Source organism: Actinomycetospora sp. TBRC 11914 (genome assembly GCF_012933465.1).
Taxonomy (GTDB): domain Bacteria; phylum Actinomycetota; class Actinomycetes; order Mycobacteriales; family Pseudonocardiaceae; genus Actinomycetospora.
This window is the reverse complement of sequence record NZ_JABBND010000001.1, coordinates 1,104,377-1,127,426: the sequence shown is the minus strand read 5'-3', so window position 1 is coordinate 1,127,426 and position 23,050 is coordinate 1,104,377. Positions and strand designations below refer to the sequence as shown.

General features: G+C 75.1%; 21 protein-coding genes. 15 read left to right on the top strand and 6 right to left on the bottom strand.

What is annotated here, in order from left to right; genetic code table 11:
• Positions 1-54 precede the first annotated feature (54 nt).
• Both HH311_RS05320 and HH311_RS05315 read left to right on the top strand, forming a co-directional pair.
• Complete coding sequence (locus tag HH311_RS05320; protein WP_169182441.1) at positions 55-1,914, top strand: diol dehydratase reactivase subunit alpha; 1,860 nt, start codon at positions 55-57, stop codon at positions 1,912-1,914.
• The gene (locus HH311_RS05315; protein WP_169182440.1) at positions 1,911-2,321 is read left to right on the top strand and encodes a glycerol dehydratase reactivase beta/small subunit family protein; all 411 of its coding nucleotides are present in this window, start codon (positions 1,911-1,913) and stop codon (positions 2,319-2,321) included. Before HH311_RS05320 ends, HH311_RS05315 begins: the two co-directional genes overlap by 4 nt.
• A 43-nt stretch (positions 2,322-2,364) precedes the next feature.
• Here HH311_RS05315 and HH311_RS05310 read toward each other — a convergent pair whose 3' ends face one another.
• Both HH311_RS05310 and HH311_RS05305 read right to left on the bottom strand, forming a co-directional pair.
• The gene (locus HH311_RS05310) at positions 2,365-3,333 is read right to left on the bottom strand and encodes a patatin-like phospholipase family protein (protein ID WP_211189507.1); all 969 of its coding nucleotides are present in this window, start codon (positions 3,331-3,333) and stop codon (positions 2,365-2,367) included.
• Positions 3,334-3,791: 458 nt separating this feature from the next.
• Positions 3,792-4,331 carry a hypothetical protein gene (locus HH311_RS05305; protein ID WP_169182439.1) on the bottom strand — a complete coding sequence of 180 codons (540 nt, stop codon included), beginning with the start codon at positions 4,329-4,331 and terminating at the stop codon, positions 3,792-3,794.
• A gap of 536 nt (positions 4,332-4,867) precedes the next feature.
• Between HH311_RS05305 and HH311_RS05300 the strand changes: the two genes are divergently transcribed.
• The 7 genes from HH311_RS05300 to HH311_RS05270 all read left to right on the top strand — a co-directional run bounded on the left by HH311_RS05300 (position 4,868) and on the right by HH311_RS05270 (position 13,677).
• Positions 4,868-5,014, top strand: a complete 147-nt coding sequence (locus tag HH311_RS05300) for a hypothetical protein (RefSeq protein WP_169182438.1) — start codon at positions 4,868-4,870, stop codon at positions 5,012-5,014.
• A gap of 594 nt (positions 5,015-5,608) precedes the next feature.
• Complete coding sequence (locus HH311_RS05295; RefSeq protein ID WP_169182437.1) at positions 5,609-7,261, top strand: CocE/NonD family hydrolase; 1,653 nt, start codon at positions 5,609-5,611, stop codon at positions 7,259-7,261.
• 323 nt (positions 7,262-7,584) lie between these two features.
• Entirely contained in the window at positions 7,585-8,529 is a 945-nt protein-coding gene (locus HH311_RS05290) for an alpha/beta fold hydrolase (protein ID WP_169182436.1), read from the top strand.
• Positions 8,530-8,667: 138 nt separating this feature from the next.
• On the top strand, positions 8,668-9,597 hold the full coding sequence (locus HH311_RS05285) for a SigB/SigF/SigG family RNA polymerase sigma factor (protein ID WP_169182435.1): 930 nt from the start codon (positions 8,668-8,670) through the stop codon (positions 9,595-9,597).
• Positions 9,598-9,868: 271 nt separating this feature from the next.
• The gene (locus tag HH311_RS05280) at positions 9,869-11,518 is read left to right on the top strand and encodes an APC family permease (RefSeq protein WP_248292009.1); all 1,650 of its coding nucleotides are present in this window, start codon (positions 9,869-9,871) and stop codon (positions 11,516-11,518) included.
• A gap of 41 nt (positions 11,519-11,559) precedes the next feature.
• On the top strand, positions 11,560-12,681 hold the full coding sequence (locus HH311_RS05275) for an FUSC family protein (RefSeq protein WP_169182434.1): 1,122 nt from the start codon (positions 11,560-11,562) through the stop codon (positions 12,679-12,681).
• 27 nt (positions 12,682-12,708) lie between these two features.
• Positions 12,709-13,677: a hypothetical protein gene (locus tag HH311_RS05270; protein ID WP_169182433.1), complete on the top strand. Its 969-nt coding sequence runs from the start codon at positions 12,709-12,711 to the stop codon at positions 13,675-13,677.
• 73 nt (positions 13,678-13,750) lie between these two features.
• On the opposite strand, the gene HH311_RS05265 is transcribed toward HH311_RS05270, so the two are convergent.
• Positions 13,751-14,788: a lipase gene (locus HH311_RS05265; protein ID WP_312029953.1), complete on the bottom strand. Its 1,038-nt coding sequence runs from the start codon at positions 14,786-14,788 to the stop codon at positions 13,751-13,753.
• Between the two features lie 117 nt (positions 14,789-14,905).
• On the bottom strand, positions 14,906-15,823 hold the full coding sequence (locus HH311_RS05260; RefSeq protein WP_396027418.1) for an IclR family transcriptional regulator: 918 nt from the start codon (positions 15,821-15,823) through the stop codon (positions 14,906-14,908).
• 154 nt (positions 15,824-15,977) lie between these two features.
• On the opposite strand from HH311_RS05260, the gene pcaH reads away from it, so the two are divergent.
• The 3 genes from pcaH to HH311_RS05245 are packed head-to-tail and all read left to right on the top strand — an operon-like array spanning position 15,978 to position 18,500.
• Positions 15,978-16,688, top strand: a complete 711-nt coding sequence (gene pcaH, locus HH311_RS05255; protein ID WP_396027425.1) for a protocatechuate 3,4-dioxygenase subunit beta — start codon at positions 15,978-15,980, stop codon at positions 16,686-16,688.
• Between the two features lie 4 nt (positions 16,689-16,692).
• Entirely contained in the window at positions 16,693-17,313 is a 621-nt protein-coding gene (gene pcaG, locus HH311_RS05250; protein WP_169182430.1) for a protocatechuate 3,4-dioxygenase subunit alpha, read from the top strand.
• The gene (locus tag HH311_RS05245) at positions 17,310-18,500 is read left to right on the top strand and encodes a 4-hydroxybenzoate 3-monooxygenase (protein ID WP_169182429.1); all 1,191 of its coding nucleotides are present in this window, start codon (positions 17,310-17,312) and stop codon (positions 18,498-18,500) included. The genes pcaG and HH311_RS05245 overlap by 4 nt, the downstream gene beginning before the upstream one ends.
• Here HH311_RS05245 and HH311_RS05240 read toward each other — a convergent pair whose 3' ends face one another.
• Entirely contained in the window at positions 18,501-18,983 is a 483-nt protein-coding gene (locus tag HH311_RS05240) for an Lrp/AsnC family transcriptional regulator (protein ID WP_169182428.1), read from the bottom strand.
• Between the two features lie 80 nt (positions 18,984-19,063).
• Between HH311_RS05240 and HH311_RS05235 the strand changes: the two genes are divergently transcribed.
• From HH311_RS05235 to HH311_RS05225, 3 genes are all read left to right on the top strand, one after another.
• Complete coding sequence (locus HH311_RS05235; protein ID WP_169182427.1) at positions 19,064-20,005, top strand: DMT family transporter; 942 nt, start codon at positions 19,064-19,066, stop codon at positions 20,003-20,005.
• A gap of 161 nt (positions 20,006-20,166) precedes the next feature.
• Entirely contained in the window at positions 20,167-21,036 is an 870-nt protein-coding gene (locus HH311_RS05230) for a p-hydroxycinnamoyl CoA hydratase/lyase (protein WP_169182426.1), read from the top strand.
• A 3-nt stretch (positions 21,037-21,039) separates the two neighbouring features.
• Positions 21,040-22,545 carry a long-chain fatty acid--CoA ligase gene (locus HH311_RS05225; protein ID WP_169182425.1) on the top strand — a complete coding sequence of 502 codons (1,506 nt, stop codon included), beginning with the start codon at positions 21,040-21,042 and terminating at the stop codon, positions 22,543-22,545.
• Here the strand turns inward: HH311_RS05225 and HH311_RS05220 are convergent.
• Positions 22,514-22,966 (bottom strand): MarR family transcriptional regulator, encoded by a 453-nt coding sequence (locus tag HH311_RS05220; RefSeq protein ID WP_312029952.1) that lies wholly within the window; start codon positions 22,964-22,966, stop codon positions 22,514-22,516. The genes HH311_RS05225 and HH311_RS05220 overlap by 32 nt on opposite strands.
• Positions 22,967-23,050 lie beyond the last annotated feature (84 nt).

Genomic DNA, 23,050 nt, shown 5'->3' with positions numbered 1-23,050 from the left:
GGCACTGAGTGCTCACGAGGCCGGAGGCCACCTCGGGGAACAGGAAGGTCGGCAGTGGCCCTGGTCATCGGCGTCGACATCGGCAACTCCACCACCGAGGCGTGCCTCGCCGAGGTCGCCCAGGGCGCCGTGCACCGGCTGGCCTCCTCGCTCACCCCGACGACGGGGGTGAAGGGCACCCCGGCGAACACCGCCGGGGCCGTCACGGCCGTCCGGCGTGCCCTCGACGCCGCCGGACGGCCCTCTGACGCCCTCGCGACCGTGCTCCTCAACGAGGCGACGCCGGTGATCAGCGGCCTCGCGATGGAGACGATCACCGAGACGATCATCACCGAGTCCACGATGATCGGCCACAACCCCGACACCCCCGGCGGCGAGGGCCTCGGCGTCGGGACGACGGTCGCGCTGGGCGAGGTCGGCGACGTCGAGGCGGGCGTGCCGGTCGTCGTCGTGGTGGGCGCGGGCGCCGACTTCGACGACGTCGCCGAGGCGCTCAACCGCGCGGTCGACCGCGGCGTCGACGTCGTCGCCGCGGTGATGCACGGCGACGACGCGGTGCTCGTCGTGAACCGGCTGCGGCGTCGGGTGCCGGTGGTCGACGAGGTGGCGGCCGTCGACCGGGTGCCGCTGGGGATGCTCGCGGCGGTGGAGGTCGCCCCGCCGGGACGCACGATCCGGACGCTGTCGGACTCCTACGGGCTGGCCTCGACGTTCGACCTCGACGCGGAGCAGACCCGGCAGGTGTCACCGGTGGCGCGGGCGCTCTCGGGCAACCGGTCGGCCGTCGTCGTGCGGACCCCCGCCGGCGACGTCACCGACCGGCGCATCCCGGTCGGCACGCTGACCCTGTCCGGCTCCGGACGATCGCTGGACGTCGGGGTCGACGGCGGGGCCGAGGCGATCATGGAGGCGATCGGGCGGGTGGCCCCGCTCGACGACGTCCACGGCGAGGCCGGCACCCACGTCGGCGGCATGCTCGCGACCGTCCGCGACACGATGACCGACGTGACCGGGCAGCCCGCGTCGGAGATCCGGATCCGGGACGTCCTCGCCGTCGACACCCTCGTGCCCGCCGCGGTGCGCGGCGGGCTGGCGGGGGAGGTCTCGCGGGAGAACGCCGTCGCGCTGGCGGCCATGGTCCGCACCAGCCGCAGCCGGATGCAGGCCGTCGCCGGGGCGATCTCGGCCGAGCTCGGGTGCGAGACGGTGATCGGCGGGGTCGAGGGCGAGGTGGCGGTGCGGGGGGCGCTGACGACGCCGGGCTCGGCGGTGCCGATCGCGATCATCGACATGGGCGGCGGCTCGACCGACGCGGCGCTGCTCGACCGGGACGGCAGCGTGTCCGCCGTGCACGTCGCCGGCGCCGGGGAGCTCGTCACCAAGCTCATCGACTCCGAGCTGGGCCTGGAGGACCGCGAGGCCGCCGAGTCGGTCAAGCGCCACCCGCTGGCCAAGGTGGAGAGCTTCTTCCACGTCCGCCACGAGGACGGCACCGTCCAGTTCTTCACCACGCCGCTGCCGCCGCACGTCTTCGCGCGCGTGGTGACCGTGACGCCCGAGGGGCTCGCGGCGGTGCCGGTGCGCTCCTCGCTCGAGGAGGTCCGGCGGGTGCGCCGCGAGGCCAAGCGGCGGGTGTTCGTCGTGAACGCGCTGCGGGCGCTCGCCCAGGTCGCGCCGCAGGGGTCGCTGCGCCTGCTCGGGTCGGTGGTGCTGCTCGGCGGGTCGGCGCTGGACTTCGAGATCCCGGCGATGGTGGCGGACGCGCTGGCGCCGCACGGCGTGGTCTGCGGGATCGGGAACGTCCACGGCACCGAGGGCCCGCGCAACGCGGTCGCGGCCGGGCTGGTGGACGCCCACGCGGGGACCGCCGCCGGTCCGGCACCGGAGCGTCTCCAGCGGCAGGTCGCCTCGTGACCAGCCCGCTGTCGGGGGTCTCCGCGTCGGGAGGACCGGGCTGTCACGGGCGCATCGACCGCGCCGACGACCCCGCGCTGCCTCCCGCCGTGCTCGTCGCGGTCCACGACGACGCCCCGCCCGCCGTGCTGCGCGAGGTCTGCGCGGGCGCCGAGGAGCAGGGCATCCCGACGGCGATCCTGGGCTCGACGGTGGCGGGTCCCGACGACGCCGGGCGGCACGCGGCCACGGAGTCCCGGCTCGAGGTCGGGGTGGGCATCGGGGCCGACGGCGCCGTCGTCGTCCGGCACGCACTGGTTCCCGAGGCCGTGCTGGCGCTGGCCGGCGGGCCGTCGGCGGCGCAGGCGCGGCGGGCGGGGGCGGACGCGGCCCGGATCGTCGCGGGGCTGGCGCTGCGCGCCACGTGAACGAATGTGGTCGTCCTGGCGACCACATCCGTGCACATGGGCGTCAGCCCAGGGCCGGCTCCACCAGGGCCCGCAGCGCGTCGCAGCCGGTCTCGACGCCGCGGCGCAGGGTGTCGGGGTCGGTCTCCAGCGGGTTGATCGTGTCCGCGCCCTCCGGGGGCCGGACCTCGAGCAGGTGCGGGGGCTCGTCGACACCCTCGTCGCCGGTGATCGCGCTCGCCTTCGCCAGCCACTCGTCGTCGGCGCGCCGGTTCTCGAGGCGGCGCCCGAGGACGTGCACGAGCCCCGGCACCCGCGCCTCGCCCAGCCGCGCGACGAGCGCCTTCTCCAGCCGCGTCGCGTCGATGGCCTCCTGGTCGGCGCGGCGGGTGCGCAGCATCAGCACGTGCGTCGCGCCCTGGTCGAGCGCGGTGTGGAAGGGCAGCGGCTCGGCCACCGCGGCGTCGACGAGGCGCCGCCCCTCGATCTCGATCGGCAGGCCCGCGAGCAGCGGGACGTTCGCCGAGGCCTGCAGCGCCCGCTTGAGCGACTCGTCGTCGTGGATGGTGTCGTGCAGGTCCACCGCCTCGCCGGTGTCGACGTCGGTGGCGACCGGGTGCAGCGGCACCTCGGAGCTGACGATGTCCGACCAGCGGACCGGGATGACCTTCTCCCCGACGGTGTGGATCAGGTACTCGACGTCGACCACCGGGCGCCCCCGCAGCCCGCGCGTCGGCTTGGTGACCCGCTCCATGAGCCCGGGGCGCCACCACCCCGCGCAGCACTCCTCGGCCTGCTTCGCGATCAGCCAGCTGCCGGCGAGCGCCCCCGCCGAGGCGCCGTACACGGCGTCGAAGCACCCGGCCAGCCCGAGCCGCTCGAGCCCGAGCACCATCCCCGACGAGTAGGTCGCCCGGCTGCCGCCGCCCTCGATCGCGAGGACGACGCGGTGGCCGTCGGAGCGGTCGTGCGGACCGGAGCCCTCCGCCCGGCGGGCGGCGAGCACCTCGAGGACGCGGTGGAGCCGGGGCACGGCGAGCATCCTTCCGGGCGACACGCTCCCGGGCGACACGGAGGTCGTCCCACCCTGCTCACACGTCCTCTCGCGCGGTTCCGGGTGAATCCGCGGACGAACGATCGGTTTCCCGTCACGCATTCGTCGGGCATCTCGCGGTGTCCGCCGCGCGCACCTGCACCCCCGGACGGGTGTCGCGCCGGAATTCCGGCGCCACGGCGATGGAGCAGGGAGGTCTCCGCGCCGAGGACCCCGGTCCGAGAGATCCCGCGCCATGGCTGTCGTGGTGCGGAGGTCGGTGGTGCGGCGATTCCGTCGACGCGCGAGCACTCCGTCGTCGGGAGATCCGGAAATGCGTCGGAGGCGTTTCACGGACGCCGCCCACCGGCCGGTGAACCGGTCGGAGGGCACCGTCCCCACCTCGCGTGGGGACGGTGCCCTCCGGTCGTCCCGGGTCCCGACGACGACGGCCCGGCTCAGCGGGCGCGGCGCTCCAGGACGACCCGGTCGATCTCCCGGCCGGTGTCGGTGATCGTCCGCAGCGTCATCGTCGTGGTCTGCCCCGGCCCCGGCGGCGGCGCGACGTCCACGGTCACGTAGGCGTAGTCGAGGTAGCGCGCCTGGGACCAGTCGACGGCGTCGGGAATCTTCGTCGTCGCCCCGGTCGCCTGGAAGCTCACCACCTCCACCCCGCTGTCCGGCCCGGTGCTGCCGCGGTAGCGGTCGGTCTCGTTCGGCTGCCAGCCGTAGCGGGGGCGCCCGCCCGACCCCACGCACACGTAGGTCGTGCCGTCGGTCTCCGGACGCACCGTCGCCCCGTCGGGGGCCTGCACGCTGGAGCGACCGAAGCGGATCGGATTGGACCGCTCGTACTGGTGGTTGTGGCCCTGCAGCGCGAGGTCGACGGAGAACTCGTCGAACAGCGGCGCCACCGCGGCCCGCACCCCGGCGTCGGAGCCGTGGGTGGACGACGTCGCGAAGGCGCAGTGGTGGAAGAACGCGACGACGAAGTCCACGCCGGGCCCGGCGCCACTGCGTGAGCGTCTGCCGCAGCCACGCCAGCTGGGAGCCGCCCGAGTACCCGGCGTTCGTCGGGATCTCCGTGGAGAGGTCGTTGGCGTCGACGCTGACGATCCCGACGTTGCCGTAGCGCATCGCGTAGACGCTCGGGCAGGCGCTCGGCCCGGTGCGGGGGAGGTCCAGCCGCGCCGCGTGCCCGCCGTAGCCGTGGCTCGCGCCGCGGGCGGTGTTGTCGTCGTAGAGCGCCTCCATGTCGTGGTTGCCGGTCGCGAACATCCACGGTGTCGTGGCGGCGCTGCGCTCGATCAGCCCGAAGTAGGTCGTCCACACCGTCGGGTCGAAGCTGTCGAACCCCGCCGCCGTCGTCGAGGTCCCGGTGCTCTTCACGACCTGCCCGTTGCCGGAGGGGTCGGCGTAGCAGATGTCGCCGGCGAGCAGGTGGAAGGCCGCGCGGGTCGCGGCGACCCGGTCGACCATCGTGGTGGACGGGGTCGGCGTCCGGCGGGTGTCGTCGGGCTTGTAGTAGCCGTTGGTGAACCCGGCCAGCCCGCTCGGCGGCACCAGGTCCACGCCCTGGTCGGCGAACGCGGTGAAGCTCCACGGCCCGGAAGCGGTGCGCGGCGCCGTCCGGAAGCTCGCGGGCTCGGTGGTCGTGCCGTCGGGCATGCGGAAGCGGTAGGTGTAGCTCTGGCCGGGCTGCAGCCCGGTGGCGAGCGCGTGCACGAAGTACTGGTCACTGGCACGGATCGACCCGTCTGCCTGCGGGACCTGGGAGACCAGGTGGCGCACCTCGACCGGGAGGCGGGCGCCGAAGTCCCCGTCCCGGCCGAGGTCGACCACCATCGCGCCGGCCGGCGGGGGCGCGGTGAGCTCCCCGGCGATCGACATCGAGCTCATCGGGTCGTCGCCGAACGCGAGGTGGCGCCCGACGACGGTGACCGGTGCGGCGGCGGCCGACGCGCACGCGGCCGGCGTCCACGGCGCGGCGGCGAGCCCCAGGGCGGCGACGACGCCCGTGCCCTGCTTGAGGGCGGAGCGCCGGCTCACCGGGTGGCGCCGCAGGAAGCCCGAGAGCCAGTCGTGCTGTTCCGCGATGGTCAGGTGCTCGGCGAGGTCGGCGGGCACGCCGACGTCGGGGGCCTCGCCACGGGGGGTACGCGTCACGCGCCGCAGCGTCACCCGTCGGTGATCGGGCTGCGACCGTGGGTCGTTGAACACGACATGAACAGCCGGGCCGGGCGGTGCTGTCGGGGGGTCACGTCATGATGGGGCCATGAGCCCGGTCACCCGCCTGCTGCGCCGGGCCACCGGCCTGCCCGCCCCGCGCACGCCGCGCGTCCGCGTCGTGCGGGACGTGGCCGTGCCGATGCCCGACGGTCTGGTGCTGCGCCACGACCGGTACGTCCCGGCGGGCGTCACGCGGGGCCCGGTGGTGCTCGTGCGCAGCCCCTACGGCCGGGCCGGCTGGATCGGGGCGCTGTTCGGGCGGGTCGTCGCCGAGCGGGGCCGCCAGGTCGTCGTCCAGTCGGTGCGCGGCACGCGGGACTCCGAGGGCGAGCTCTCGCCGTTCGACGAGGCGGACGACGGGGTCGCCACCGTCCGCTGGGTCACCGCCCAGCCGTGGTGCGACGGGCGGGTGGTCACCCTCGGCCCGAGCTACCTCGGGATCACGCAGTGGGCGCTGGCCGCGGACGCGGGCGACGCGCTGCGCGCGATGGGGACGATGGTCACGGCCTCGCAGTTCCGGGACCAGACCTACCCGGGTGGCTCGTTCTCCCTCGACAACGGGCTGTCCTGGGCGTCGATGATGCGCCGCCCCCGCATCCGGCAGCGGCTCGCGGAGGCCGTGCAGCACCGGGTGCAGGCGGGGTTCGGGGCGGTGCCGCTCTCGACGGCGGACACGGTGGCCGCGGGCGCACCGATCGACTTCTTCCAGGACTGGCTCTCCGAGCAGGCACCCGATTCCGCGTACTGGGCCAAGCGCTCCTACGCCGGCCGGGTCAGCGAGGTGGCCCGGCACGGGGTGGCCGTGTCCATGACCGGGGGCTGGCAGGACATCTTCCTGCCGTGGCAGCTCGAGGACTACGCCGCGCTGCGCGCCGCCGGCGCCCGTCCGGTGCTGCGCATCGGCCCGTGGGTGCACACCACCCCGGCGGGGATGGCCGCGGGCCTGCGCGACGCGCTGGCACTGTTCGACCGCGCGCTCGGTGACGTCACCGGTCCCGACGGGGAGCGCCCGGTCCACCTCGAGCTCTCCGGCGGCGGCGGCGAGCGCCGCCTGGAGGACTGGCCGCCCGCGCACGTGACCGAGCGGACCCTCTACCTCCACACCGACCACGGGCTCGGCGAGGAGATCCCGACGGTGCCCGAGCGCGGCGGCGCGCACTGGGCGGGCACGCGGCAGCGCTACGACCCGCACGACCCGACGCCCGCCGTCGGCGGCGCCATCCTCTCCGGGCGGTCGGGGCCGCGCGACCAGTCCGCCCTCGAGGCCCGCCCCGACGTCGTGGTCTTCACCGGTCCGGTGCTCCCGCGCGACGTGGTCGCCCTGGGGCCGGTGCGGGCGACGGTGCACGTGCGCGCCGAGGTCGAGCACCTCGACGTCTTCGTCCGGGTCTGCGACGTCGACGAGACCGGGCGCTCGGTGAACGTGACCGACGGGATCCGGCGGATCACCCCGACCGACCCCGGCCCGTCCGCCGACGGCACCGTCGCCGTCGAGGTCGCGCTCTGGCCGGTCGGGCACCGGTTCGCCGCGGGCCACCGGCTGCGGGTCCAGATCTCGGGCGGCGCGCACCCGCGCTTCGCGCGCCACCCCGGTACCGGGGCCGCGCTCGGCGAGGCCGACGTCCTCGTGCCGCGGGAGCGGGAGATCCTCCACGACGCCGCCCACCCGTCCCACGTGGTGCTCCCGCTCGAGCCCTGACCGGCCCGCCCGGCCGGCGGCGAGGCCGTCACGATCCGCACCACGGGACGCGGCTCACACAACCCTCCCGGGTACAGTCCTGCGCGCCGCCGGCTCGGTCGGCGGGGCGCTCCCGGGCCCCATCCCCCCGGGTGCCCGGAGCGTCGAGCGGACCGGTCGTCCCCCCGACCGGTCCGCTCCCCCCGAGCACGCGATCCGCGTGCGGCTCCCCGCCCGCGCTCCCCGACGAGGGGGAGCGCCGTCACCCTGTGACGTCCCCGACCGGCCGCTCGTCCCGGCACCGGGTGAGCCGCCCTCTCCCGACGGGCATCCGGAGGTTCGTGATGGACACCGCCCTGCGCCGGCCCGGACGGCGAGAACGCCCGGTCCCCGGCGTCGTCGGCGACGACGGCGTCCCGCTCGACGTCTCGATCCGTGGCAGCCACGGCCCGACGGTCGTGTTCTGTCACGGCTTCACCGTCGACTCGGGGTTCTGGGAACCCCAGATCGCCGCCCTCGACGGCCACGCCCGCGTGGTGACGTGGGACCAGCGCGGCCACGGGCGCTCCGGGTGGGGCGAGGCCTCCCACGCCACCGTCGACCAGACCGGACGCGACCTCGCGGCCGTCGTCGACGCCGTCGCCCCGTCCTCGCCCGTCGTGCTCGTCGGGCACTCGATGGGCGGCATGACCATCCTCGCGCTGGCCCGGCAGCGGCCGGAGTGGTTCGGCACCCGGGTCATCGGCGCGTTCCTGGTCGCGACGTCCGCGGGTGACCTGGTCCGGCAGGGGCCGGTCGGGCTCGCGCACGGGCTGGCGCGCCGGCTCGGCGTCCTCCCGGCCGTCATGGCCGGGGCGAGGGCGGCCGCGCCGCTGGCCGACCTGCTGCCGTGGCGGGACTCCTGGGTGGGGCGCTGGACGATCCGCCGGCTGCTGTTCACCGCCGAGGCGACCGACGAGGACGTCCGCGGCGCCCAGGCGGTCAGCGAGCGGCTCCCCCTGCCCGTGGGGCAGGCCTTCGGCGCCGCGCTGCTCGACCACGACGAGTCCGCGGCGGTGCACGTCCTGGCGCGCATCCCGGTCGTCGTGGTGGTCGCCACCCGCGACCGCCTCACCCCCGCCGCGCACGGGCGCCGCATCCTCGACGCGATCGGGCCCACCGCGCGCCTCGTCGAGGTCCCCGACGCCGCCCACGCGGTGAGCGTCACCCACCACGAGGTCGTCGACGAGGCCCTGCTCGACCTGGTCCGCGGCGTGCGGCCCCGCAGTGCCGTCGGACACGGCGCCTGATCGCGGGAGTTGCGCCCGCGACGGCCCGGCTGACAATCTCCGGGACACTCTTGTTCTCCGGTTGAGCCCCCAGCCGCGACGACACGGCTCGCATATACCGTTCCGGATCTCCCCGGCGCGGTGTCTGGGGTACGGCTCATGACGCACACCGCAACGCGCCCCCCGGACGGCAGGGACGCGACCGAGGGCAGGGCGGCCCCGGCCGCCGCCCCGACGGCCTCCACCACGACGGGCTCCACCACGAGGGCCTCCACCACGAAGGACGACGAGCCCCGCGGCGAGGACTTCGCCGCGCTCGTCCCGCTCTTCGTCGAGCACGCCGCGTGCGACGCCGACGACCCGCGCCGCGCCGCGCTGCGCGACCGGCTCGTCGTCTCCTACCTGCCGGTCGCGCGCAACATCGCCCGGCGCTTCGCGCGGCGCGGCGAGCCCACCGAGGACCTCGAGCAGGTCGCCACCGTGGGCCTGATGCACGCCGTGGACCGGTTCGACCCGGGACGCGAGCGCGACTTCCTGTCCTACGCGGTCCCGACGATCATGGGTGAGGTCCGGCGCTACTTCCGGGACTCCGCCTGGTCGGTGCGCACCCCGCGCAGCGTCAAGGACCGCTACCTCGCCGTCGGCACGGCGACGTCGGCGCTGTCGCAGCGGCTCGGCCGGGCGCCGACGGTGCCGGAGATCGCGACCCACCTCGGGCTCACCCGCGAGGAGGTGGCCGAGGCGGTGGCCGCGCACGGGTCCTACCACCCGGCCTCGCTCGACGAGACCCTCGGCGAGGGCGAGGACTCCTCGCTCGCGAACATCCTCGGCTCGGTCGACCCCGAGTTCGACCGCGTCGAGGTCCGGTCGCTGGTCCGGTCGCTCGTGGCGAGCCTGCCGCCGCGCGAGCGCACGATGCTGGCCCTGCGGTTCGTGCACGAGCAGACCCAGGCCGAGATCGCGGCGGTGCTGTGCATCTCGCAGATGCACGTCTCGCGGCTGCTGACCCGGACGCTGGCGCAGCTGCGCGCCCAGGTGGAGGCCCAGGTGCGGGCCGACGAGGGGGACGGACCACCGCTCGCCGTCTGAGACACGGGCTGACGCTTCGTATCCCAACGCGCGCGCGTGCCCACTCGGATGGGCGGCTCAACCGCTGAAATCGCGTCCGGACGTGACGGTCTGATTACGACGTGTCGGTTTTCGGGGGGTTTGTCGACCGTTACGCGAAGATGATCATGTTTTCGCGTGCTTTGTCCGAGTCGCGCGGCGGCCCACTGGTGCGCACCATTCCGCGCAACCGGGTGTGCCCGGCCCACCGAGCACGCCCACCGACTGGCCACCTCGTGATCCCGGGAGACCCATGTCCACCACCGCCGAAGGACCCGTGGTCACCACGGGCACCGGCCTGCGCCGCACCGTCGGGTTCAGCGCCCTGATGTTCATCTCGCTCGGCTCGATCATCGGGTCGGGCTGGCTGCTCGGCGCGCTCACGGCCGCGAAGTCGGCCGGCGGGGCGTCCATCCTGTCCTGGGTGCTCGCCGGGGTCATCGTCATCCTGCTGGCCCTGGTCCACGCCGAGCTCGGCTCGACCTACCCGGTGGCCGGCGGCACGGCCCGCTACCCCCGGCTGGCGTTCGGCTCGATCGCCGGGTTCGCGGCCGGGTGGGTCGGCTGGATCCAGGCGGTGGCGATCGCCCCGATCGAGGTGGAGGCGGCGCTGTCCTACCTCGACCACCTCGTCCACGGGCTGGTCGACGACAACGGCAACCTCACCGGCGTCGGCTTCCTGCTCGCCGCGGCGCTGATGGTGCTGTTCACCGGCATCAACCTGCTCGGGGTGGCCTTCCTCGCCGAGACCAACCGGATCACGGTGCTGTGGAAGATCGCGATCCCGGTGCTCACGGTGATCGTGCTGGTCTTCGTCTCCTTCCACGGGTCGAACTTCACCGCGGGCGGCGGCTTCGCCCCGTTCGGTGCGCACGGGGTGTTCGCCGCCCTGCCGCTGGGGGTGGTGTTCGCCCTGCAGGGCTTCGAGCAGGCTGCCCAGATGGGTGGCGAGGCGCGCAACCCGCAGCGGGACATGCCGCGGGCCCTGATCGGGGCCGTCGCGGTCGGTGTCGTGATCTACCTGGCCCTCGAGGTCGCGTTCATCGGTGCCCTCGACCCGGCCAACCTGGCGGGCGGCTGGGCCGACCCGATCGGCAAGGGCGACTTCGGGCCCTACGTGACGATCGCCGGCGCCCTCGGTCTGACCTGGCTGTCGATCCTGCTCTACGTCGACGCGTTCATCTCGCCGGCCGGTACCGGCCTGGTCTACGTCGCGACCTCGGCGCGCCTGTCGTACGCGCTCAGCCAGTCCGGGTTCGCGCCCAAGGGGCTGTCGAAGATCTCGAAGCGTGGTATCCCGTGGGTCTCGACCGCGGTGGCGTTCGTCGTCGGGATCATCGCGTTCCTGCCGTTCCCGAGCTGGCAGTCGCTGGTCTCGCTCGTCACGTCCGCGACGGTGATCATGTACGGGTTCGCGCCGCTCACGCTCGCGGCGCTGCGCCGGGCCGACCCGGACCGGACCCGGCCCTACAAGATGCCCGCGGCCGGCGTCATCGCCCCGCTGTCGTTCATCGCCGCGAACGAGATCATCTACTGGTCGGGCTGGACGACCCTCTGGAAGCTCTACGTCGCGATCGTCATCGGCTTCGTGCTCTTCGCCGTCTACCGCGCGGTGCAGGCCTCCCGGCACAGCATCCCCGCGGCCGCCAAGGACCTGCAGGTCCGCAGTCTCGCCTGGATCCTTCCGTGGCTGGTCGGGATCGGGGTCATCTCGGCGCTCGGGCAGTACGACGCGTGGGTCACGGTCATCCCCGAGTGGTGGGACCTGGCCCTCGTCGCGGTGTGGTCGCTGGTCATCTACTACCTGGCGGAGCGCATGGTGATGCCGCGCGAGGCGGTGGCCGCCCAGGTCGAGGAGGAGGCCGCCGACGCGGCCGCGGACGAGGAGACGCTGCACCAGTAGCCCTTCGTTCGGCGTCCACGACGGGCGGGTAGGTGGTCCCGGTGACCACCGCCCGCCCGTCGTCGTCCCCGGCCGCCCGCGCCCGGGAGGTGCTGGCGGGTCTGCCCGGCCGCGCCGCCGACCGGCTGCGGCAGGCCTGGGTCCGGATCGCCCTCGACGGCGTCGTCGCCGTCGTCGCCTTCCTCGTCGCGCAGCTGCTCCTCCGGCAGGCGACCCCGATCTTCGCCCCGATCGCCGCCGTGGTGTGCCTGACCGACAGCGCCGAGAAGCGGGGCCTGCGGGCGGCGCGGCTGCTGCTCGGCGTCGTGGCCGGGGTGGCGGTCGGGGAGCTCGCCAGGCTCGTGATCGGCAGCGGGTGGCTGCAGGTGGGTGCGGCCGTCGTCGTCGGGATGCTCGTGGTCTCGCTGGGCAGCATCAACCCGCTCGCGCTGCTGCAGTCCGGGATCGCAGCGCTGCTCGTCGTCGGGATCGGGTCCTCGCAGGCCGGCTGGTCACGCCTCGCGAGCGCGATCATCGGTGGGGTGATCGCGCTGGTGGTGAGCCAGGTGCTCGTCACGCCGAGCCCCGTCCGGCGGTTCACCGACGCGGCCTCGACGGCGCTGCGGGGCATCGCCGACGGTCTCGACGACGTGGCCGGGGCGCTGCGGGCGGCGTCCGGCGGAGATCCCGACGCGGCGGACGCGGCCCGCCGGGCGGCCGAGCGGCTGCGGAGCGGTCACGCCGACGTGGCCGCGGTGCTCGACACCCGCGACACCTCGCAGCACCTCGCCCGGTCCACGGTGCGGGGCCGTCGGGAGCGCTCGACGCTGGCGGCGGTCACGGGCCGTCTAGCGGGACTGGAGTACGTGCACGCCGGGGCGGTGCTCCTCGCGCGGACCGCGGCCGACGTCGCCGAGCGGGGCGACACCGTACCGACGGAGCTGGTGGACGGCGTCGCCGACCTCGCCGGCGTCGTCCGGTCGCTGGCCGAGCACCCCCGCGAGGCCGACCCCGTGGCCGGGTCCGGCCGCTCCCGCGACGCCCACGGGGTCGCCGAGTCGCTGGCACGGACCGATCCCGACGCCTGGCCGGGCGGCCCGGCCCGGCTCGCGACCCAGCTCCACCTGCTCGCCGAGGACGTCGACGCGCTCACCGACCCGCCGCGCAGCCAGACGGTGGGCTGAGGGCTCCCGGCACGGCAGGATGCCGCCGTGGCGCAGGACGACGACGCAGGCGGGGCCCCGGATGTCGACGACGCCGCCGACGAGCTCTACGGCCTGCACCCCGACCAGTTCGTCCCGCGGCGTACCGAGCTCGTCAAGGCCGCCCGCGCCGCGAAGGACCGGGAGGCCGCCACCGCCATCGGGGCCCTCCGCAAGCCCTCGCTCGGCGCGTGGCTGGCCAACGTGCTCGCCCGGGAGTCGCCCGACGAGGTGGCGGCGCTCGAGGAGCTCGGCGGCTCGCTGCGCTCGGCCCAGGAGGAGCTCTCCGGGGACGCGCTGCGGACCCTGACCCGGCAACGTCGGGAGCTGGTGGGCGCGCTCGTCGCGCGGGCGCGGCGGCTGGCGCGCCAGGACGGTGTCGGGGTCGGCGACTCGGTGGCGCGGGACCTCGAGAACACGATCGCCGCGGCGCTCGCCGACGGGGACGCCGCGCGCGCCTTCGCCGAGGGGCGGCTCACGACCGGCCTCGAGCCCGGGGTGGGGTTCTCGGGGGGTTCGCAGCCGGCGGGGGGCGGACGGCGGGGCTCGGCGACCACGACCCGGCGGCCGCCGCCGCGTCGTCCGTCGTCGGGCGGCGTGGAGACCGGCTCCGCGGGTGGCGGCGATGTCGAGGACCGTCGGGAGCAGGAGCAGCGGGAGGAGCAGGAGGAGGAGCGGCGCCGGGCCCGGGAGGCGGCCGACCGCGCGGTGGAACGGGCCCGGGAGGAGCGCGACGACGCCGACCGGGCCCTCGAGCGCACCCGGGCGCGGGCCGAGCAGGCCGGGTCGGACCTCGACGATGCCGAGGAGACCGTCCGCGGGCTGCGCGAGCGCCTGGAGCGGGCCGAGGCGGCGCAGGAGCGGGCCCGCGAGCAGCGGGACGAGGCGAGCCAGGCCCGCGAGGACGCCGAGACCGCCGCCGACGAGGCCCGCCGCGCCCTCGACCAGGCCGAGGCGGAGCGGGCCGACCTGGAGTGAGCGGCCGTTCGACGACGCGGCTTTCCTGCCACTGGATGCAAGCAACGACGCTCCGCTGGCATCCCGCCGAGGCTCAGCCCCGCGCGTACGGCTTCAGCGGCGGCTCGGCGAGCACGTGCGGGTAGGTCGCCACCTGGAACCCGACGCCCGCGAGGTAGCCGGCCAGGTTCGCCGGGAACGTCGCGGGGTCGACGCCGGGCTGCAGCGGCTGCAGGCACACCCCGCGGTCGATGCGGGCCGGGGCGGCCGGCCCGTCGTGGTCGAGCGCGTCGATCACGACCGCGTAGGCCAGCGCGTCGAACGAGCCCATCGAGAGGTGGTCGGCGACGTGGCCGGGGCACACGTCGAAGGTCGAGATGTTCTCGCGGCGCCCGGCTCCGGTGGTCAGCGCCGAGCTCGGGGCCGGCGGCAGGTTGGGGACGACGACCTCGTCGGTGGGGGTGTACACCGTCGTGTAGTCGATCCCGGCGAAGGTCTCGGGACCGGAGTTCAGCGCCGTCGTGAAGTGCGAGTACGACTGCTGCTGGAAGAACGCGGGCGCGCAGCCCGCGGCGGCGCAGGCGGGGTAGGCGTCGAGGGTGCCGTGGTTCGACGGGTCGATCCCGACGTAGTCCCCGACGTCGCCGCGGGTGTCGGGCCAGTACTTCAGCGCCCAGCGCCCGATCATGCCGCCCTGCGAGAAGCCGACGATCGCGACCTTGCGGCCGCTGCGCTGCGACACCGCGCGGATCGCGTTGACGACGTACTCGGCGGAGACCTGGATGTCGCTCATCGCGTGGTTCGGCAGCTCGACCGAGCAGAACGGCCGGCCCGCGGCGGTGAAGGCCCGGAAGTAGTTCCAGGAGAAGTTCTCCTGCGGGGTCAGCGTCGTCCCGGCGATGAACAGCGCCACCGGGCGCGACGCGTCGGTCGTGCCGGGGCCGCAGGTCAGGGCCGCGTCGAGGGCGCTCTGCGGGACGTCGAAGGCGGGCCCCGAGCCACCGGAGCCCCAGGCCGGCACCCCCGCCGACGCGGTGCTGCTCCCGACGACGAGGGCGGTCGCCGCCGCCAGCACCACGACCGCGGCGCGTACCGCCCGGCCGGCCCGCGCCCTGCCCGTGATCCATCGCACGCACCTCGAACGACCGTTCGGACCAACGGGTGCGCTACCCGTCGGTGGGTGAGCGGCGCCGTTCTGGCGCTGGACGGGAGGAATGTGCCATTGCTGGCACGGGGGCGAGGGGCGCCGTCACGACTCGGCGCGCCGCCCCTCCGCGCGGGGCACGGCGTCGGAGCGCAGCGCGGTCGGGGCGCCGAGCGCCCGCGAGATGCCGCGCGCGGCGGCCCGCACCGCCGGCACCAGCGTCCGGGGCTCGATCCCGCCGCCCTCGCTCGGCGACGGGACGACCACCGACAGGGCGGCGACGACGGTGTCGTCCTCCCCGCGGACGGGGGCCGCGACCGAGAGCGCGGCGAGGTCGATCATGCCGTCGCACACCGCCACCCCGTCGCGGCGCACCGCGGCGAGCACCCGCCGCAGCACGGCCGGGTCGGTGATGGTCCGCGACGTGTAGGCGGCCAGCCGTTCGGCGAGCACCGACTCCTGCACCACCGGCGGGGCGTACGCGAGCAGCACCTGACCGACGGCGGTCGGGTGCAGCGGCCACCGGCCACCGACGCGCGAGAACACCCGCACCGCCTCCGGGTGCGCCAGCCGTTCGACGTAGACGATCTCGTGGCCGTCGCGGACCGCCAGCTGGACGTTCTGGCGGACCGCCTCGTAGAGGTCCTCGAGGATCGGCATGGCCCGCTCGCGGAGGCCGACGCTGCGCGGGGCCAGCGAGCCGACCTCCCAGAGCCGCAGCCCGATCCGGTAGGCGCCGTCGGGGCCCCGCTCGAGCGCGCCCCAGGCGGCCAGCTCGCCCACCAGGCGGTGCGCCGTGGAGACCGGCAGCGCGGCGGCCCGGGCGATCTCGGTGAGGGTGAGCGCCCGGTGGTCGCCGTCGAACGCCTCGAGGATCGAGAAGACGCGGCCGGTGACGCTGGGGGCGCGGCGGCCACTCGAGGAGCTCAGCCCGCTGCCCTCGGGCAGCCCGCGGCGGGCACGTCCCCGGGGTCGCGGAGCGCGGGCTTCGGGGCTCGGTTCGGCATCGGTCGTCGACGACACGCCCGGCGGCTCCTTTGCTTCCGGTGAACGGAAGGCAGCCTCTCGCATGCCCGCGATCCCCGCCACTCTGGGCGTCGTGAGCACGCCACCCGCCGACCCGTCCGCGGGGAGTCCCGCGCGAGAAGCCACCGAGCAGGACCGCGTCACCGCCGAGATCCTCGCCGCCACGAGCGCGCCGCCCCTGCGCGGCGGCCACCCCGACCGCGCCTACGGGCCCTACCGGTCGACGGCCCTGCGGGCGCCCACCCAGCCGCTGGTGGTCGCGTCGCCGAGTGCCGTCGAGCGGACCGCGCCGGTGTTCGGTCCCCAGGACGTCGCCCCGATCGACGCCGACCTCACGATCCGCTCGACCGGGGAGCCCCTCGGCGAGCGGATCGTCGTCACCGGGCGGGTGCTCGACGCGTCCGGCCGGCCGGTGCGGGGCCAGCTCGTCGAGGTCTGGCAGGCCAACGCCGCCGGGCGCTACCGCCACGACGGCGACCTGCACCCGGCGCCGCTCGACCCGCACTTCTTCGGCGGCGGCCGCTGTCTGACCGACGACGACGGCCGCTACCGCTTCGTGACGATCAAGCCCGGCGCCTACCCGTGGCGGAACCACCACAACGCGTGGCGGCCGGCGCACATCCACTTCTCGCTGTTCGGGACGGCGTTCACGCAGCGCCTCGTCACGCAGATGTACTTCCCGGGCGACCAGCTCTTCGCGCTGGACCCGATCTTCTCGTCGGTCACCGACGAGAAGGCGCAGCAGCGGATGATCGCGCGCTACGACCACGACACGACCGTCGCGGAGTGGGCGCTGGGCTACCAGTGGGACATCGTGCTCGACGGTCCCGGCGCCACCCCGCCCGACCCGGACGAGGTGTGAGGCGATGACGGCCACCTCCGAACCGACCCCCTCGCAGACGGTCGGCCCGTTCTTCGCGTTCGGGCTGCCCTTCTCCGGGGGCGGCGACGTCGTCGCGCCCGGCACCGCGGGCGCGATCTCGCTGCACGGCACGGTCCGCGACGGCGCGGGCGTGCCGGTGCCGGACGCCCTGCTGGAGTTCTGGCAGGCCGGCCCCGACGGGCAGCTGCCCACCCGCGGCGGGTCGATGGCCCGCGACGGCCGCACCTTCACCGGGTTCGCCCGGGTGCCGACCGACCGCGCCGGGGACTACGCCGTGCGCACGCTGCGCCCGGCCGCCGTCGTCGGGACCTCCGAAGCCCCGCACCTGGCGGTGACGGTGTTCGCGCGCGGGTTGCTGCACCACCTCTTCACCCGCGTCTACTTCCCGAACCACACCGAGGCGAACGCGGCCGACCCGCTGCTCGCCTCGCTGCCCCCGGAGCGCGCGGCGACGCTGCTGGCCGTGCCCGACGGCTGGTTCGGCGGCCCGGGCTACCGCTTCGACGTCCGGCTCCAGGGCCCCGGGGAGACGGTGTTCCTGGACTTCCTCGGGGACGGAGCGGAGCGGAGCTCGACCAGCGCAGGTCGGGGCGAGGGGGCGTGAGCGCCGAGCGCACCCAGGTCGCGATCGTCGGCGGCGGCCCGGCGGGCCTGTTGCTCTCGCACCTGCTGCGGGCCCGCGGGATCGACTCGGTGGTCCTCGAGGCGCGGCCCCGCGAGCGCGTGGAGACCCGGCAGCGCGCGGGCATCCTCGAGCACGGCACCGTCGACGTGCTCCGCGAGATCGGCGCCGCCGGGCGCATGGACCGGCTCGGCCTGCCGCACGACGGGTTCGAGCTGCGGTTCGACGGGCGCGGCGTGCGGGTGGACATGCAGGAGCTGACCGGCCGCAACGTCATGATCTGGGCCCAGACCGAGATCACCAAGGACCTCATCGCGCTGCGCCTCGAGCAGGGCGAGCCCCTGCTGTTCTCCGCCGAGGTGCTCGCCGTCGAGGACGTGGGCACCGACGCGCCGCGGGTGCGCTACCGGTACGAGGGCGTCGAGCGCGAGCTGCGCGCCGACGTCGTCGTGGGCGCGGACGGGTTCCACGGCGTCGCCCGCGCGGCGATCCCGGCGTCGCGGGTGACGACCTACGAGCGGGTCTACCCGTACTCGTGGCTCGGGATCCTCGCCGACGTCGCGCCGTCGTCGCACGAGCTGATCTACGCCCGCGGCGCCCGCGGGTTCGCGCTGGCCTCGATGCGCTCGCCGACGGTGACCCGGGCCTACATCCAGGTGCCCAACGGCACCGACGCGTCGTCGTGGTCGGACGACGCGATCTGGGACGAGCTCGCGGACCGGTTCGCGCTCGACGATGGGTCGTTCACGCTGGCGCGGGGCCCGATCACCGACAAGTCGGTCACCGCGATGCGCAGCTTCGTCGGCGCGCCGATGCGCCACGGGCGGCTCTTCCTGGCCGGCGACGCCGCCCACATCGTCCCGCCGACCGGCGCGAAGGGGCTCAACCTCGCCGTCGCCGACGTCCGGCTCCTCGCCGAGGCGCTGGGGGAGTGGTACGCGTCCAAGGACGAGGCGCTGCTCGACGCCTACTCCGGGACCGCGCTGCGCCGCGTCTGGAGGGCCTCGCACTTCTCCTGGACGATGACGACGATGCTGCACCGCGACCCCGGTGCCGACCCGTTCGACGAGCAGCTGGCGCTCTCGCACCTGCGGCTCATCGAGTCCTCGGACAGCGAGCGCCGCACGATCGCCGAGAACTACCGGGGGCTCGCGCTGGGCGGCGCGTAGTCACAGGCGCGAGAAGCGGTCCACCAGGGCCGACGTCGCGACCATCGTCGTGAACCGCGCGACCCCCGGCACCTGGGCGAGGGTCCGACGCAGCAGGACGTCGAGGGCGTGCACGTCGGCGACGTCGACGCGCAGCAGGTAGTCCACGTCGCCGGTCACGTGGTGGCAGCTCACCAGCCCGTCGAGGTCGACGATCCAGCGCTCGAAGCGGCTCACGGTCTCCGAGCCGTGGTCGACGAGCACCACCGAGAGGTGGACGACGAGGGAGCGGCCGATCGCCTCCGGATCGAGGACGGCCCGGTAGCCGCGGATCACGTGCTCGGTCTCCAGCCGCCGCATCCGCCGCTGCGCCGAGGACGCCGAGATCGACACGGACTCGGCGAGGTCGGCCAGGCTGGAGCGCCCGTGGTCGACGAGGTGGGCGAGGATCGCGCGGTCGATCCGGTCGAGGTGGGCGGAACGTTCAGTCGTCGAGCTCGTCATGGGTGGATCGTGCACCATCGGGGTCCGCGGCGTCCGAGATCGCCCGGCATCGCCCACCTCCGCGGGCGCACGCTGGAAGCATGACGAGGAAGGTGGCCCTGCTGGCGATGGTGATCGCCGGGGCGGCATGGGGAGCGGTGTTCGTGGCGCCCGGACTGGCGCCGCTCGCGCCCGCGCTGCTGCTGGCGACGGGACGGTTCGTGGCGTTCGGGGCGGTGTCGTTGCCCCAGGTCAGGCGGGTCCTGCGGGCGGACGTCCCGTGGGGCCGCGTGATCGCGCACGCGCTGACCGGCTCGGTGCTCTACTACGCCCTCGTCGCCGTGTCGGTCCGCCTCGCCGGGCCCACGGTCGCCGTCGCGACCATCGGCCTCGTCCCGGTCGTGATGGCGCTGGTCTCGGCCCGGGGGACCGGCCGCGTGGCCGGCCTCGTCCCGGCGCTCGCGCTCGTCGGCGTCGGCCAGGTGCTGCTCCACGTCGGCCCCGGACAGGACTGGTCGCTCTCCGCCCTGGTCGGGCTGGGGCTCGCGGTGCTCGCGCTCGCGTCCTGGTCCTGGTATGGGCTGGACTCGCACAAGCTCCTCCACGACCGGCCCGACCTCGCGCCCGTGCTCGCCGGCGCCCAGGGCCTGGCCGCCGGCGCGCTGGCCGTCCCGGCCGCCGTCACGCTGGTGCTCCTCGAGGGGGTGCCCGCGCAGCCACTGCGCGCGCTCGCCGTCGTGCTGTTCCTGGGTCTGGTGTCCTCGTGGCTGGCGGTCCGGCTCTGGCACGCCGCGGCGGGGTACCTCTCGCCGGTGCTGGTCAGCCAGCTCATGGCGCTGGAGACCGCGTGGGGGTTCGTGTTCTCGGCGGTCGCCGAGGGCGGTCTGCCCGGTCCGCTCGCGCTCGCCGGCGAGGTGGCGATCCTCGGCGGCGTGACCCTCGCGGTGCTCGCCGACGCCCGCCGGAGCCGGGTGGCGGCGCGGTCGGTCGATGTGGGGTCGGTGCCGACGCGCTCGGAGCCGCGGGAGCCGGAGCACGTCTGACCCCTGACGGGTCGAGGGGTACGTGGGGCAGGTCCGCGGGTCGTTCGGCCTGCCCGACGTCCTCGTGATCACGACCGGCGTGACCCCGCCCGCACCACCGCGCAATCATCAGGAATCCTGATACTCTCGCCGGGCACCGTCGCCCACCCGGGAGCACGCCCATGTCCGAGCCGCCCACGTTCGAGACCGTCGGGATCGAGGTCGGGCGGGCGCCCGACGAGGCCGGGATCGGCTGGCTGTTCTTCGACCGGCCGGACAAGCGCAACGCGATGAACCCGACCCTGAACCGGGAGATGATCGCCGCGCTCGACTGGCTGGAGGCCGCGGACGACGTCCGGGTCGTCGTCCTCACCGGCCGCGGCGACGCCTGGTCGGCCGGGATGGACCTCCAGGAGTACTTCCGCGAGGTGGACGCGGCGCCCCCGCACGTCGAAGTCCGCGCCCGGCGCGACTCCGCCGAGTGGCAGTGGCGCCGGCTCATCCACTTCCCGAAGCCGACGATCGCCATGGTCAACGGCTGGTGCTTCGGCGGCGCGTTCACCCCGCTGGTGTGCTGCGACCTCGCGATCGCGGCGGAGGACGCCTCCTTCGGCCTCTCCGAGGTCAACTGGGGCATCCCGCCGGGCGGCCTGGTCAGCCGGGCGCTCGCCGAGACGATGTCCGCCCGCGACGCCCAGTGGTACGTCATGACCGGGGAGCGCTTCGACGGCCGGGAGGCCTCGGCGATGCGGCTGGTCAACGAGGCCGTGCCCGGCGAGCGGCTGCGCGAGCGGACCGTCGAGGTGGCGGGCAAGCTGGCCGGGATGAACACCCACGTGCTGCGGGCCGCGAAGGTCGGCGTGAAGAAGGTCCGCCAGATGTCGTGGGACACCGCCGAGGACTACCTGTACGCCAAGCTCGACGCCGCGACCGGCCACGACCCGGAGCAGGGCAAGCAGCGGGGCCTGCAGCAGTTCCTCGACGACAAGACCTACCGCCCCGGCCTCGGCGCCTACGACAGGTTCGGCTCCGCCGCGGCTGAGCGCGGCTGAGCGATGACCCCGCCGCCCGGCCTCGGCTCCTGGACCGCCCGGCGGGCCCGCGCGACGCCGGAGCGCACGGCGCTGGTCCACGGCGCCCGTCGGGTCACCTACGCGGAGCTCGACGACCGCGCGCGGGCGCTGGCGGCCGGGCTCGCCGGTCTCGGCGTCGCGCGGGGCGACCGCGTGGCCCACCTGGGGCCGAACCACCCGGCCTTCGTCGAGACCCTGTTCGCGACGACGGCCCTCGGCGCGGTGTTCGTCCCGCTCAACGTCCGGCTCGCGCCCGACGAGCACGTGTTCGCGCTGGCCGACACCGAGGCGCGCGTCCTCGTCCACGCGGCCGATGTCAGGAAAGAGTCGTTGCGGACACCGAGTGACAGCAACGCCACGTTCCTGACACTGGAGGTCGGCGGAACCTACGACGAGCTGATCGCCGCCACCACGGATCGTCGGGACCCGGTCGACGTCGACCCCGACCACACCGCCGTCCTCCTCTACACCTCCGGCACCACCGGCCGGCCCAAGGCGGCGCGGCTCTCCCACGCGAACCTGACCTGGAACGCCCTCAACGTCCTCGTCGACGTCGACCTCGCGCGCGATGAGGTCTGCCTGCTCTCCGCGCCGCTCTTCCACGCCGCGGCGCTCGGGATGACGTGCCTGCCGGTGCTGCTCAAGGGCGGCACGCTGGTGCTCGAGGAGGCGTTCGACGTCGAGCGCACCCTGGACCTGGTGCCGGCCGAGGGCGTGACGGTCATGTTCGGGGTCCCGACGATGTTCGCGGCGCTCGCCCGCTCACCGCGCTTCGCCGGCACCGACCTCTCCAGCGTGCGCTACCTGCTCTGCGGCGGCGCGCCGGTGCCGCCGTCGCTGCTCGAGACCTACGCCGCGCGGGGGCTCGTGTTCCTGCAGGGCTACGGCATGACCGAGGCCGCGCCCGGCGTCCTGCTGCTCGACCGCGAGCACGCCCGCGAGAAGACCGGCACCGCGGGCCGGCCGCACTTCTTCTCCGACGTCCGGCTCTCCGACGCGGGCGAGATCCTCGTCCGCGGCCCGAACGTCGTCGACGGGTACTGGCGGCGCACCGCCGAGACCGGGGCGGCGTTCGACGACGAGGGCTGGTTCCGCTCGGGCGACGTCGCGACCGTCGACGACGAGGGCTTCCACCGCATCGTCGACCGGGTCAAGGACCTCTACATCTCCGGCGGCGAGAACGTCTCGCCCGCGGAGGTGGAGGGGGTGCTCGTCGGGCACCCGGACGTCGTCGACGCGGCGGTGGTCGGGGTGCCGGACGAGCGGTGGGGCGAGACCGGGCACGCGTGGGTGGTGCTCGCCGAGGGCGCCACCGCGACCCCGGCCGACGTCGTCGCGTTCCTCGACGGCCGGCTCGCGCGGTTCAAGCACCCGCGCACCGTCGAGGTCGTCGACGCCCTGCCCCGCAACCCGACCGGGAAGCTCGACAAGGTCGCGCTGCGCGCCCGGCGGGGTCCTAACCCTCCAACGACGACCGCGCCCGGTTGAGGTAGTCGCGGAACCGCTCCCGGTCGGCGTCGTCGAACCCGTCGAGCATCCGGGTCTCGATCCGCGCCACCGGGTCGTCGAACCGTGCCAGGAGCGCGTCGCCGTCGGCCGTGAGGCTGATCAGCAGTTGGCGGCGGTTCTCGGGGTTGCGGCGGCGCACGATGAAACCGCCGCGCTCCAGGGAGTTCACCAGGTCGGCCATCGCCTGCGGCGTCACGAACGAGTTGCGGGCGAGCTCGGCGGAGGTCAGCCCGTCGCGGCGGGCCAGGACGGTCAGCGCGGTGTACTGCAGCGCGGTCACCCCGGAGTCGCGCAGCAGGTCGTCGAGGTGCGCCCGCACGATCAGCTCGACCTGCTTGACCGCGTAGAGCAGGGACGGACGCGGGCGCTGCCGCGCGGTGGCGGGGGACCCCTGGCTCACCCGGTGGATCCTCCCACGCCCGGCGCCGCGCCATCGGACGCGCGCGCCGGTGGCCGCGGGGGCGACAATGGGCGCGCTCCCCGG